This is a genomic window from Geomonas edaphica (assembly GCF_004917075.1).
Taxonomy (GTDB): Bacteria; Desulfobacterota; Desulfuromonadia; order Geobacterales; family Geobacteraceae; genus Geomonas; species Geomonas edaphica.
This window is the reverse complement of sequence record NZ_SSYB01000001.1, coordinates 434,390-447,893: the sequence shown is the minus strand read 5'-3', so window position 1 is coordinate 447,893 and position 13,504 is coordinate 434,390. Positions and strand designations below refer to the sequence as shown.

7 protein-coding genes are annotated in these 13,504 nt (G+C 63.3%); all 7 read right to left on the bottom strand.

The window, feature by feature from the left end:
- Positions 1-159 precede the first annotated feature (159 nt).
- The 7 genes from E8K79_RS01910 to E8K79_RS01880 all read right to left on the bottom strand — a co-directional run bounded on the left by E8K79_RS01910 (position 160) and on the right by E8K79_RS01880 (position 13,331).
- Positions 160-696 carry a hypothetical protein gene (locus E8K79_RS01910; RefSeq protein ID WP_136513233.1) on the bottom strand — a complete coding sequence of 179 codons (537 nt, stop codon included), beginning with the start codon at positions 694-696 and terminating at the stop codon, positions 160-162.
- A 165-nt stretch (positions 697-861) separates the two neighbouring features.
- The gene (locus E8K79_RS01905; protein ID WP_246043668.1) at positions 862-2,688 is read right to left on the bottom strand and encodes a chitobiase/beta-hexosaminidase C-terminal domain-containing protein; all 1,827 of its coding nucleotides are present in this window, start codon (positions 2,686-2,688) and stop codon (positions 862-864) included.
- Positions 2,689-3,036: 348 nt separating this feature from the next.
- Complete coding sequence (locus E8K79_RS01900; RefSeq protein ID WP_136513232.1) at positions 3,037-4,863, bottom strand: chitobiase/beta-hexosaminidase C-terminal domain-containing protein; 1,827 nt, start codon at positions 4,861-4,863, stop codon at positions 3,037-3,039.
- Positions 4,864-5,288: 425 nt separating this feature from the next.
- Complete coding sequence (locus E8K79_RS01895; protein ID WP_246043667.1) at positions 5,289-7,277, bottom strand: response regulator; 1,989 nt, start codon at positions 7,275-7,277, stop codon at positions 5,289-5,291.
- Positions 7,256-11,371 (bottom strand): response regulator, encoded by a 4,116-nt coding sequence (locus tag E8K79_RS01890; RefSeq protein WP_136513231.1) that lies wholly within the window; start codon positions 11,369-11,371, stop codon positions 7,256-7,258. Before E8K79_RS01890 ends, E8K79_RS01895 begins: the two co-directional genes overlap by 22 nt.
- Positions 11,368-12,501: an NrtA/SsuA/CpmA family ABC transporter substrate-binding protein gene (locus E8K79_RS01885; protein ID WP_136513230.1), complete on the bottom strand. Its 1,134-nt coding sequence runs from the start codon at positions 12,499-12,501 to the stop codon at positions 11,368-11,370. The genes E8K79_RS01890 and E8K79_RS01885 overlap by 4 nt, the downstream gene beginning before the upstream one ends.
- Complete coding sequence (locus tag E8K79_RS01880) at positions 12,501-13,331, bottom strand: CheR family methyltransferase (RefSeq protein WP_135869865.1); 831 nt, start codon at positions 13,329-13,331, stop codon at positions 12,501-12,503. The genes E8K79_RS01885 and E8K79_RS01880 overlap by 1 nt, the downstream gene beginning before the upstream one ends.
- Positions 13,332-13,504: the final 173 nt, after the last annotated feature.

Here is a 13,504-nt window from a genome sequence, read left to right as displayed (position 1 = left end):
TCGTGCTGAAATCATTGAACCCGGCAAGTCTACCCGGCGGCGACATCAGCGTCAAGCATAGCCGCGGTTTGGCAGCAGATCCGTCCGCACCCAATAAAAGAGACCACCCACGTCTGTGCGGAGCGGTCTCTTTTGGGTCAGGTGCAGAGCCAGAGGAATCTAGGGGGCTGCCTTATCCTTGTCCTTCTCATCCTTTACCGGCTTGTTCTTCTCGTGCAGGTACTGGTGCAGCGCAGCAAGGTCCGATGCTTTGTTCAGAGCGGAAAGCATGTCCTTCTGGTCGATGACGTTCAACTTTTTCACCAGGGCCGCCTCAATGCTTCCCCCGACATGCACCGTGTTGTCCACCGACTGCGGCGGCTTCTCACCGCGGTCCCCGACAACGTAGAAGAATTTCAGATAAGGGTTCGACTTGATCGCCTCGGGGATGACGACGCGCAGCATGTCGAGCGGAACGTTCCTGCCGATCCAGACGGCGCAGTTACTCTGCTGGTCCACCACCCACATGTTTTTAGCTGGTACCGAGGCGGCGTATCCCTTCTCCTTGAGTGATGCGGCCAGTTCGCCGCTGTTGCTGACATCGGCGATCTCGACGGTGTAACTACCGGGTTCAGCGGCATGGGCTTTGGGTGGGACACCCAACGACACGCAGGCAAGCAAAACGACAAGAAGCAGACGCTTGGTGAAACAGAACATCTTTCCCTCCCTTTTCACAGATACTCGGATTGCAGTTGATGCAACGCATGTGGCCGGCGCCGCCTGCAACGACCTCAAGGAGGTCAGGCAGCAACGGCTTGAACAGATGTGGCGGGTGCCCGTAAGGGCACCCACCAGACAGACGTAGGTTGAAGGTATAAGGCATTACGGCATCTTGAGTCCCTTCTCGGGACGCGAGAAGCTATGGCACCAGGAGCAGTCGTTGCCGCGGGTGTCGACGTGGCGACCGTGGAAGGAAACGTAGTCACCGGAGTAGGCCTTCAGCGTGTGGCACTGGATGCAGACCACGGACTGGGCGGCCTTAAGGGCGTAGCCCATGTTGGTGATCAGCTTGAGCTGGGTGGCCGAAGCGTTCGGGTGGCATGCGGCGCAGGCAAGGACGTTGCCGGTTGCCGGCGGCACCTGGTGGTTCAGCACCTGCAGCTCATCGGTGGTGACGGTGCTGTACGCGGTGGTGCTCGGAAGGCCCATGTACACCATGCCGTCTTTAACCGCTTGGTCGTAGTTACCGGTGGCGAAGAAGGTGGCGGTGGAGATGGTGACCACCTTGCCGTTGGCAAGGGCCTGGTTGGCGGTCTTGTACTTGAAGGGGTAAAGCTTGGTCCCTGCGGGATCGGTGATGGCGCCGACCGGACGGGAGATCTTGTACGCGCCGGTGGCTGCATCGAGCACGGCGGCGTTTAGGGCGTTGTTACCCCAGGAGGTGCCGTTCCAGAAGGCGTACTTGGGGATCAGGTCGTTTGCCTTGGTAGGCATCGGCTCGTAGCGGTTCAGAGTCGCGTTCCACTCGGCCACCTGCCAGTTGCGGTTCGTCTCGGTCGCCTCGGTGGCGGCGGTGTCGTTTGCGTTCTTGCCGTACTTGTTGATGTGGCAAGTCTGGCAGGCGATGCGGGAGATGTGGTCGTTCACCGCGGTCGTTACGTGGCCGGTTGCGGTGGTCTTGGTCGGGTGGCAGGCGCTCGTGGAGCAGGTCACCTCGAGGGTGCTGTCCTCGGGCCTGAGGTCGGAACCGCGACCGGAGACGCGGTGCCCGGTGAAGGTGTGGCACCCCTGGCACTGGATGTTGCCGCCGTTGCCCATCGCCATGTGGGTGTCGTAAAGGACGTCGGAGGTGGTGCCGGAGGCAAGCGCGATGTCGCCGCGCTTCACGGCGTCGCCGCCGCCCGCTTTCGCGTGGCAGCCGAGGCAGTTCTTGCGGGTCGGCTTCTGGTTCGCCTTCTGCACGACGAGGTTCATGTTGAGACCGGCGGCCGGCTCGAAGAGGCCGGTGGTGGCGTTACGCACGCGGCTGTAAGGAGCGTTGGTGGCGTCGGCATGGCACATGAGGCAGTCGATGGAGGCAAGCTGCGCGGCACTCGGGTTGGCGGTCGCGACCGGTTTCGCGCCGGTACCCGCGTGGCAGGCGCCGCAGGGGCCCCAGTTCCCCTGGATGTTGATGCAGTAGGCGTTCAGTGCGGAAGAGCCGTCGGTGGCGTCCATCTTCCCCTGGGTGGTCGGGCCGGTGGTCATCTCGGCCGCGGAACCTTTCCACTGGTAGTGCACGCCCTGGTACATCGCCTGGGCCTGGCTTGTGTGGCAGGTGGAGCACATGGAGTAGCCGGTCCAGGTCAGCGTAGCATGGGTCGAGGTCCCACCTGAGATGGTGTAGGTCTGCGACTTCACCGTCTCCAGGTTACCGGCGGTATCCTTGGAGAAGTATTTCAGCGTGGTGGTGGCGCTGAAGGTGAGCGGCGCGCTGTACACGGTGGAACCGGTGCTCGGGGTGGAGCCGTTCGTCGTGTAGTACGTGGTGGCCGCCTCGTTGACCGCGAGGGTCACGGTGACAGCGCTGGTGAAGGTGCCGCCCAGCGGTGAAGCGGTGGTGGTCGGCGCGGTCTTGTCGGCTACCGGTCTGCCCGCCAGGGCGATCGGGACGGACAGGGCCAACACCATGGCCAGACAGGTGAGTACTGCGAACAATTTTTTCATCATTTCGTTGTCTCCTCCTTTTGGCTATGGCTGGGTGAAATGTCCCACCCGTTGGGCAATCCCCCCCAGCTCGTGAACTCACGGCATGCGGCACCTACTCGATCCCCTTTTCAACAAAAACTTGTGATAACGCGGGGATCCCCCTCCTACCCGTACGGAAAACGAAACATTGAATGGCAAGGACCTCAACATGCTAAGTTAAACAGCACTAATCATTCCAACAGAAAATCTAATTATTCAAAGCTGCGGATGTATCTCGGGTCATACGACGGCGACGGCGTGGGAAGAAACTCAAGGGCGAGCACAAGAACGGGGGCGATCTTTCGATCGCCCCCGCCGGTTGAGTTGCTGCTAGGGAAGTTTCAGCCCCTTCTCCGGACGGGAGAAGGTGTGGCACCAGGAGCAGTCGTTGCCGCGGGTGTCAACATGGCGACCGTGGAAGGACACGTAGTCGCCGGAGTACGCCTTCAGCGTGTGACACTGGGCGCAGACCACAGACTGGGCGGCCTTGAGGGTGTAGCCCATGTTGGTGATCAGCTTAAGCTGGGTGGCAGAAGCGTTCGGGTGGCACGCGGCGCAGGCAAGGACGTTGCCGGTCGCGGGCGGTACCTGGTGGTTCAGCACCTGCAGCTCGTCGGTGGTGACGGTGCTGTACGCGGTGGTGCTCGGAAGCCCCATGTACACCATGCCATCCTTCACGGCCTGGTCGTAGTTGCCGGTGGCGAAGAAGGTGGCGGTGGAGATGGTGACCACTTTGCCGTTGGCAAGGGCCTGGTTGGCGGTCTTGTACTTGAAGGGGTAAAGCTTGGTACCGACCGGGTCCGTGATGGCGCCCACCGGGCGGGAGATCTTGTAAGCGCCGGTTGCGCTGTCGAGCACGGCGGCGTTGAGGGCGTTGTTACCCCAGGAGGTGCCGTTCCAGAAGGCGTACTTGGGGATCAGGTCGTTGGCCTTGGTCGGCATCGGCTCGTAGCGGTTCAGGGTCGCGTTCCACTCGCCAACCTGCCAGTTGCGGTTCGTCTCGGTCGCCTCGGTGTTGGCGGTGTCGTTCGCGTTTTTCGCGTACTTGTTGATGTGGCAGGTCTGGCAGGCGATGCGGGAGATGTGGTCGTTCACGGCAGCCGTCACGTGACCGGTCGCGGTGGTCTTGGTCGGGTGGCACGCGCTCGTGGAGCAGGTGACCTCGAGGGTGCTGTCTTCGGGCCTGAGGTCGGAGCCGCGACCGGCTACACGGTGCCCGGTGAAGGTGTGGCAACCCTGGCACTGGATGTTGCCGCCGTTACCCATCGCCATGTGGGTGTCGTAAAGGACGTCGGAGGTGGTGCCGGAGGCAAGCGCGATGTCGCCGCGCTTCACGGCGTCGCCGCCGCCTGCTTTCGCGTGGCAGCCGAGGCAGTTCTTGCGGGTCGGCTTCTGGCCGGCCTTCTGGACCACGAGGTTCATGTCGAGACCGGCTGCCGGCTCGAAGAGGCCGGTGGTAGCGTTACGCACGCGGCTGTAGGGAGCGTTGGTGGCGTCGGCATGGCACATGAGGCAGTCGATGGAGGCAAGCTGCGCGGCACTCGGGTTGTTGGTCGCGACCGGTTTCGCACCGGTACCCGCGTGGCAGGCGCCGCAGGGGCCCCAGTTGCCTTGGATGTTGATGCAGTAGGCGTTCAGTGCGGAGGAGCCGTCGGTGGCATCCATTTTGCCCTGGGTGGTCGGGCCGGTGGTCATCTCCGCCGCGGAGCCTTTCCACTGGTAGTGCACGCCCTGGTACATCGCCTGGGCCTGGCTCGTGTGGCAGGTGGAGCACATGGAGTACCCGCTCCAGGTCAGCGTGGAGTGAGTGGTGGTGCCACCACCGGAGATGGTGTAGGTCTGCGACTTCACCGTTTCCAGGTTACCGGCGGTATCCTTGGAGAAGTACTTCAGCGTGGTGGTGGCGCTGAAGGTGAGCGGAGCGCCGTACACGGTGGAACCGGTCGTCGGGGTGGTGCCGTCCGTCGTGTAGTACGTGGTGGCCGCCTCGTTGACCGAGAGGGTCACGGTAACGGCGCTGGTGAAGGTGCCGCCCAGCGGTGAAGCGGTGGTGGTCGGCGCGGTCTTGTCGGCCACCGGTCTACCTGCCAGGGCTGCCGGCACGGAGAGTGCCAGGAGCATGGCGAGGCAGGTGAGTGCTGCGAACAACTTTCTCATCTTTACTACCTCCTTTGTGTAGTGCTGAGGGAAAACGCCCAGCCATTGGGGTAAACCACTCAGCTTTGAAATAGTCCCTTGCCACCGCCAGGTTTTACCGGGTGGGACCATACCCGTCAAACCTCCGTGATTTCGCACTCTTAATGAGCGAGCAGCACCAGCTTGTAGGATAACCGGAAATTCCCCACTAGGCGGTTTACCCTAATTCAGCAGCAACCATTCCACACAGAAATCGTATTATTCGGTAAATTGAATAAAAAAAAAGACGCCACAAGGCGCCTGCACGGCTAGGGTAATAGCCCTAGATTCAAAGAGTTGTAGGAAAATTAATGATGACGGGCAGAGGGAAAAAGGATGGAAATGGAGGGCAAAAAAAATAAGAAAAAATAATTTTAATGTTAGAGAGGCTTATCCGGCTGGGTGATTTAACGCTCGAGCACCTCCCTCACCCTGCGCAGCAGCTCCAACGGCTGTACCGGTTTCATGATCAGCTCGACCCCCTCCTGCATGCCGCGACTCTGGATGAAGTCCGCGGTGTAACCCGAGGTGAACAGCACCTTCGCGTCGGGGCGCACCTTCCTTATCTCATCGAAGGCGTCTATGCCGTTTTTGCGCGGCATGATGATGTCCATCAGTACGAGGCCGATGCCGTTTTGGTGCAGGGCGAAACGCTCGACGACCTCCTGTCCGTCGTCCGCGAGGATCACCTGGTAGCCGTGCTTGGTCAGCACCATTTCCACCAGGTTGCGCACGCTCGGGTCGTCCTCGGCCACGAGGATGGTCTCCGTACCGCTCGGCGGCTCAAACGGCGCCACCAGGTTCTGGCCAAGGGAGGTCTCCACCGTGAGAAGGGGGAGCTCGATGGTGAAGGTCGTCCCGTACCCGGGGGTGCTGCTTACGCGGATGCTCCCCTTGTGCTGCTGGATGATGCCGTAGACGATGGCCATGCCGAGCCCGGTCCCCTTCCCTACCTCCTTCGTGGTGAAGAAGGGCTCGAAGATCCTGTTGCGGGTCTCCTCGTCCATCCCCTTCCCGGTATCGGAGACGATGATGACGGCCTGTGCCCCCCCTGCGCCGGCTTCCTGGAGGCCGGTGGCGATGGCGAAGGTCCCCCCGCGCGGCATCGCGTCGCGCGCGTTGGCGGCCAGGTTGATGAGCACCTGTTCGATCTGGCCGAGATCGACGAAGACCGGGAGCCGCTCCGGAAGCAGCTCAGTCTTTAGCTGGATGTCCTCTCCGATGACCCGCACGAGAAACTGCTCGACCCGGCGCACGATCTCGCCGACATCGGTCTGCTGCGGCGCCATGGCCTGCTTGCGACTGAAGGCCAAAAGACCGCGGGTAAGCTGCGCGGCGCGCTCGCTCGCCACGGCGATCTGCTCGACCAGCTCCAGATGTTGGCTGTCGTCGGGCAGGTCCATCTTCAGGATGTTCGCGTAGCCGGCGATGACGGTGAGGACGTTGTTGAAATCATGGGCGACCCCGCCCGCCAACTGCCCCACCGCCTCCATCTTCTGGGACTGACGCAGCTGCTCCTCCATCTGCTGCCGTTCGGTGATGTCGGTGATCGCTCCGGAGAGGCGCACGGCCTCACCCTCGGTGTTCCACTCCGCCTGTCCGCGGCAGCGTACCTTCAGGTAGACCTCTTCCCTGGTCCTGAGCCTCAGTTCAAGGTCGAAGGGGGAACGCCCTGAAAAGTGCGCATCAAGTGCGTCCTGCACCCGCGCGACTTCATCTGGGTGCAGCCGCGAAAAGAAGGTATCCGCCTCGTTTACGAGCTCGTCGTCGGCAAAGCCTAAAAGCTCCTTCCAGCGCGGCGAATAGTAGTAGTCGCCGCTTTTCAGGTCCCAATCCCACAGCCCGTCGCTCGTGCCCCGTACGGCGCGGGAGTAGCGCGCCTCGCTTTGCGCAAGCCGCTCCAGGTTCTCCTTGAGCTCCCGGTTGGCGAGCAAGAGCTCGCCGGTGCGCCGCGCCACAAGCGCCTCGAGCGAATCGCGTTCCCGACGCAGGGCGTCCTCGCCCCGCTTGATGCGCACCATCGCCTTGATCTGGGCAACGAGCTCCGCCTCGTCGATCGGTTTCGAGAGGAAGGCATCGGCGCCGCACTCGAGCCCCTTTACGCGGCAGGCGGAATCGCTTCTATGCGCCGTCACGAGGATCACCGGGATGTGCTGGGTGGAAGGTATCGACTTCAGGCGCCTGGTCGCCTCGAAGCCGTCCATACCCGGCATCTGTATGTCGAGGAGAATGGCGTCCGGCCCCTCCATGCGCGCCCGGCGGATCCCGTCCTGGGCCGACTGCGAGGTGATAAGACTCGCCTCCGGAAGAAATATCTTCAGGAGCGCGCCTAGGGTGAGCAGGTTGTCGTGGTTGTCGTCGATGGCGAGGAGCTTCATGTGGGCAATTCCTCGCATGGTGCGGCCTGCTCGGGCGCGGTGAGCTGGGCGGGCGCCAGGTAACGCGCCACGAGTTCCTGCAGTTCCTCGGGCTGATAAGGCTTGGAGAGATACCCAGCGCACCCGGCGGCAAGGGCCCTTTCACGATCTCCCGCCATGGCGCTGGCGGTAAGCGCCACGACCGGGATGGCGGCCGTTGCCGGATCCCTTTTCAGGCGCTGCAGCACCTGGAAGCCGTCCAGCACAGGCAGATGCATGTCGAGCAGGATGAGCGACGGAAGCAACCGTCTCGCGGCTTCGACCCCGGCGGCGCCATCCACCGCCTCGATGATACGGTACCCGGTGCCGAGTACCGCCTTCAGGGTGGTCAGGTTGTCATGGTTGTCCTCGATCACGAGCAGCGAGCCGTCTCCAACCCAGCACGCCTCGGCGGGGACGGCCGGAAGAGAAAGCGTTGCAGCCTCCCCCCGAAAGAGCGTCACCCCCCCCAGCATCTCGTAGACCCGGCGCAAGAGTTCCTGCAGCTCGACGTCCCCTTTCTGCACGAGGTGGCGCACGGCGAGCTCGCGCAGGCGGTCGTGCTCCCCGGGAGAAAGGGTCTTCGCCGTCATCACGAGCACGGGTACCTCTTTGGTGAGGCTCGAGGAACGCACCGCCTCCAGCACCTCGAAGCCGTCCACCTCGGGCATCATGATGTCGAGGATGATCCCGTCCGGGACGTGGGTCTTCAGGTAGGTAAGCGCGTGCCTCCCACCGGAAACGGCATCGACGCAGAAACCGGCCGATTCGAGCGCGAAACGGAGCTGGATGGTGGCCGCCTCGCTGTCTTCGACGATGAGGATGCGCGCCCCCTTCGGCCCGCGTCGCTCGGGAAGCTGCCAGCCAAGCCTGGTCAGGGTCTTCACCAGCTCATCGAGCACGACCTCGCGGTCGAGGGCGTTTTTCGACAAGACCGCGCTCACCCCGGAGGAGAGGCGCTGCAACTCGACGGCCGAGAGCTCTTTGGAGGTGATCACCACCACCGGGATGTCGGCGGTGTTCTCGTTCGACCTCAAGCGGTCGAGGACCGCCGCGCCGTCCATGCCGGGCATGAGCAGGTCCAGGGTGATCAGATCGGGGTGGTCGGCAGCGGCGAGCTCGAGAGCCTCCGGCCCGCTCTCGGCCATGAGCACGTCGAGCCCCTGCTCCTTGAACATGGAGGCGATGAAGTACCGGTCGAACTCGCTGTCGTCCACGACGAGCACAAGGCGGCACCCTGCGCCGGCAAGCCGCGCGAAGGTCTCCATGAGCTGCTCCTTCCCGACCGGCTTGGCGATCACACCGACGGCACCGAGGGCAACGCCGGTTTCGCGGTCCTCGGAGAGAGAGATGATCACCACCGGGATGTCCGCCGTGTCGGGATGCTCCTTGAGCTCCCGCATCACCTCCCACCCGTCCATATCGGGCATCATGATGTCGAGGGTGATGGCGAAAGGATGCCTTGCCCGCGCGAGCCGTAGCGCGTCGGCGCCGTTCAGCGCGGTCAGCGTCTCGAAGCCGGCCTGCGCGAGGTGTCCGGTGATGAGCGATACCGCCTCGGGGTCATCGTCGACCACCAGGATGGGACGCCCAGGCACCTGGTGCGGCGGCGCCTGCGCAGGTGCGACCAGAGCACTTTGGGCCGGCCCTGCCGCACGGCTGCAATCAAGCGGCAGGCGCAGGGTGAAGAGCGATCCCCTCCCCTGCTCGCTCGTAACACTCACGTCGCCCCCGAGAAGGCGCGCCGTCTTCTTGACGATGGCAAGGCCGAGCCCGGTCCCCTCGTAGGAGCGGGAGGTGGAGCCGTCTGCCTGGCGGAACTCGTGGAAGATGCTGTCCAGGTACTGCGGCGCGATGCCGATACCGGTGTCCTCCACCTCGAAAAGGAGCTCCCCCTCAAGCGGCGTGAGCCGCAACGTGACCGAGCCGTACTGCGTGAACTTAACGGCGTTCCCTACGAGGTTTTGCAGCATCTGGCGCAGCTTCTTCACATCGACGACCATGGGGGGAACGGACTCGGGCGCACGGAGTTCGAGTGCGATCTCCTTTTCGCCGGCCAGGACCGCGAGCCCGTCGACCACCTCGGCGGCGATCCGCTCCGGCGCCACCGCCTCGAGGTAGAGGTCCTGGCGCCCCGACTCGATCTTCGCCAGATCGAGGATGTCGTTTATGAGCGAGAGGAGGTGCTTGCCGTTTTTCTCGATGATGGATAGATATCCCTTCTCGTCCGCGGTGAGCCGCTCGCTTCCTTGAACCGCCAGGACGCGGGTGAGTGCCAGCACCGAGTTGAGCGGGGTGCGCAGTTCGTGGCTCATGTTCGAGAGGAATTCGCTCTTAAGCCGCGTCGCCTCTTCGAGGAGCTGCTTTTGCTGGTCCAGCACGCGGTTTCTGCGGGCGAGCTCGTCGGACTGCTGGGCGAGCTCCGTCGACTGCTGCACCAGTTCCTCGGACTGCTGGGTGAGCTCGGCGTTCTTGACGGCAAGCTCGGAGGCGAGGCGGTGCACATCCTCTTCGGCAAGGATGCGGGCGTAGGCGGAGCCAAGCGGCATGAGCACCATCTCCAGGGTTTCATGCACCCATGAGGCGAAGGCCTTGTCGCAGGCAAGGGAGATGAAGGCGCAGAGCTCCCCGTCCACCTCGACCGGGATGGTCACGATCTCCGCCGGGACGATCTCGCCGAACGGGGTGAGCAGGCGCAGGGACGAGCCGTCCCGCTCGGGGGCGTAACGGGCGATGCGCCGGGAAGCGAGCAGGATGCCGAGTTCCCCCTCGAGCCCTGCGCGGCTGTAGCGGCGCATCCTGGTGCAGTCGGCGCCGATGGCGCAGGCAGGGACGAAGTGGTCCGCTTCGGCGTCCTTCACGAAGGCCGCCGCCAACTTCGCCCCTGTTATCTCGCAGAAAACCGGGAGGAGGCGCCGGAAAAAGTCGTCCAGGGAAGCGGCATCCACCAGGCGTTCCGACAGGCGCAGCATGGCGTCCTGAGCCGCCATCTTCAGCTGCAGGGTCCCGGCCATGGCGTTGAAGGCACCGGCGAGGGCGACCTGTTCCAGGGTCCCTTCCGGCTCTATCCGCACGGCGTAATCCCCACCCTGGATCTCGCTAGCCGCATCGGAAAGCTTCACGAGCGGAGCGCTGATCCCCTTGGCGAGCCGCCATGCCAAGAAAAAGACGAGGATGGCTATCAAGACGCTCAACCCGTAGGTGAGGTACAACATCCGCTTGATGGGGGTGTAGATGTCGGCGGAATCCTGCTTGCAGACGAGTCCCCAACCGGTGCGCGGGATGTGCGCGTAGGCGGAGAGGACGTCGACGCCGCGGTAATCCGTGGTACGTGCGATGCCGCTTTGCCCTGCGGCCGCCAGGAGGGCCGGCTTCCCCTTGAGACGGACCTTCAAGACGGCGTCCGGGAGGAAGCGCAGCCCGACCAGGGGCTGGGCTTCGCGGTTCACCAGCACGACCTCGCCGCTTTGCCCCATGCCGGTACGGTTCTCGGTGATGACGGAAAGAAGTTTGCGCAGGTTGTAGCGCACCACGACGACCGCACGCACCGGGGCCCCTTCCCCCTTGACCGGTGCGGCGAGGTCGAAGCTTGCACTCGCCTCGCTGCCGAACACGTACGCCTCGCCGAGGATGGGGGTCGCGTCGTGCAGTGCCGCGGTGGCGATCTCCGGACGCGCGATGCGCTGGCCGCGCCGCGCGGCATCGGTGCTTAAGAGGATGGTCCCGTCCTCGGCCACGATGGAGACGTCGGACACCGGCTCGTATCCCCCCTGGTAGCCGCGCAAAAGGGGAAAACTGTCCCCTGCGGATTCCTGCAGGGCGTGCCGGTCGGCGAGGAGCGTGCGGGCGGCAACCTGCACGCTTTTCCCGGAGCTCACCGTGGTGACGTCGACGATCAGGTTGTCGAGGACCGCGTTGATCTGGTCCTGGCGCAGCGCGGTGACCGCCGCAAGCTTGTCGAGCATGAGCGAGGTGGCAAGCCGCACGCGCTGCACGTAGATCAGGGTGGTGATGAGAGCCAGGGGCACCAGGCAGATGGTAGTGAACCAGAAGGCAAGGCGTCCCTTCAGGGTGGGGAAGAACGTTTTTTTCATTTGGCACCATCCGATGGATCAGAGCTGCGGTAATCGAACCTCTGCAGGGCGAAGCGCTCCCCTTCGGCCATTACCTTGCGCAGCTTTTCATTGTCAAAGGAGTCGCGTATCCGCGACCAGGGGGTCGTCTGCGGGATCTTACCGGCCTGTTTCAGGAAGATGAACTTCCTGTAGAGAAGCCCTTCTTCGCTGAGCAGGGCCGGGGATATGCGCGGGGCGGCCGGGATGTTCAACAGGTCGTTTCGTACGAGGCCGCTTACCTGGGGAGCGGTGAGCGGCAGCGCCGTCCCCTGGAAACGGCCGGCCGTGGAGATGGTCCACCCGGAAACCTGATCGAGGTGCCCGGGAAGGCGCATCCACATCCAGGCGCGCGCCACCGAGGCCGCGAGCTCACGCACCTGCTCCGGGTGCTGTGCCACGAACTCGCGGCGCAGGCAGAGAAAGCCGTAGCTGATCCCCTTGTTGATCAGGTGCCATTCCGGATGCTGGGCGAGGGCGATGGTGGGGGTCGGCTCCCAGGCGCTGAAGGCGTCGATGCTTTCGTTGTCGAGCGCCTGCGCCATCTCGCTGACCTCCATCGGGACGAGCTTTATGTCGCGCTCGGAGAGCCCTTCGCTTTCGAGGGCGCTCAAAAGGGCGAAATGTGCGGCTGAACCTACGCCGGTGGCGACGCGTCGCCCCTTGAGGTCGCGCACGAGCATCGGACGTTTGGAGATGATGGAGGCAAAACCCTGCTTGAGCTGGGCGACTACCACGAAATTACCGGTGGCAAGGGCCGTCAGGGTGGGCATGTCGGCGAAGATGCCGCCGTCGAGCTGCTTGGTGGCTAGGTAACCGGCGATGTCCTTTCCCTTGAAGAAGGGGTGCACCCTGAGCTCCATGCCGGCCATGGCGAGCCGCTCCTCGAGCGTCTTGTCGCGTGACAAAAGCTCGGCAACGGCGGCTTCCGGCAGGGTGATCGGTTGCGAGCCCAGGTCCAGGACGGCGTCGCCGCCGAAGCGGTACCCCTGGTACGTTGCGGCTGCCTGCTGCTCTTGCCCGGAGGGGGTGCGCTCGTCCTTGGAGGAGCAGCCGCAAAGAGACAGTGCGATGAAAAAGGTGAGGATGACACGTCGAAGCAAACTCGGCATCAGCTCCTCCCGGTCTGCTTCTTGCGGTATAGGTTGCCGCAGTCGAAGATGCGATCCAGGTGCGGAAGATACCGCTCTGGCACCGTTTCCGCCTTCCCGAGCATCAAGATCCCCCCCTGGTTCAGGGCTCGGAAGAGGTTGTCGAAGACCTTCAGGTATCCCTCCGGATCCAGGTACATCAGGAAATTGCGGCAGGCGATAAGGTCGAACCCCCCGAACAGGGATTCGGGCGGCGCATAGGTGTGCGGATCGAGGAGATCGTGGCGCGAATAGGTAATCATGGAGAGGATGGACGGATCGATCCGGTGGCCGCCCCCGTCCGGAGTGAAGTAGGTATTCAACCGCTGCAGCGGCACCCCCCCAAGGCTCCCCGCCGCGTAGCGTCCACGGCGCCCCTCTTCCAGCGCGTCTTCCGCGATGTCGGTGGCGAAGATCTGCACCTTCGTCTGCAGGTTCAAAAGCTTGGCGGTTTCATCGATGATGATCGCAAGGGAACAGGCTTCCTCGCCGCCGGCACACGCCGCGGACCAGGCCCGAAAGTACCCGTTGCCCTGCAGCAGCATGGGAGGGATCACGTGGGAGCGAAGAAGCTCGAACTGCAACGGGTCGCGAAAGAAGCTGCTGAACCTGATGCGCAGCATGCGGACGAGACGACACGGCTCCTCAGGATCGCTCCGCAGCAGGTCCAGGTAAGCCGCCGCATCGGAAAGCCGGAGTTGGGCGGTCCGCTCAAGGATCCTTCTTTCCACGAGCCCTTGAGCGTAGGAGCGAAAATCCTCACCGAAATGAAGCGTCAAAAACTGGATAATCTCAGCTACCGTCTCACGCAATCAGGCCTCCAGGGGCTGCAGAAACGCGTCGGCGGAGCGGCACGTTCCGGGGATTACATGGAATAAATGGGCAACTTCGTTCCGGCTATCTTTTACAGCGGTAACGAAGAAGAGTAAAAACGCCCTGACAGGCCGTTCTCTTCTTTCGTTTCGGTAGGGAAAACTATTACTTG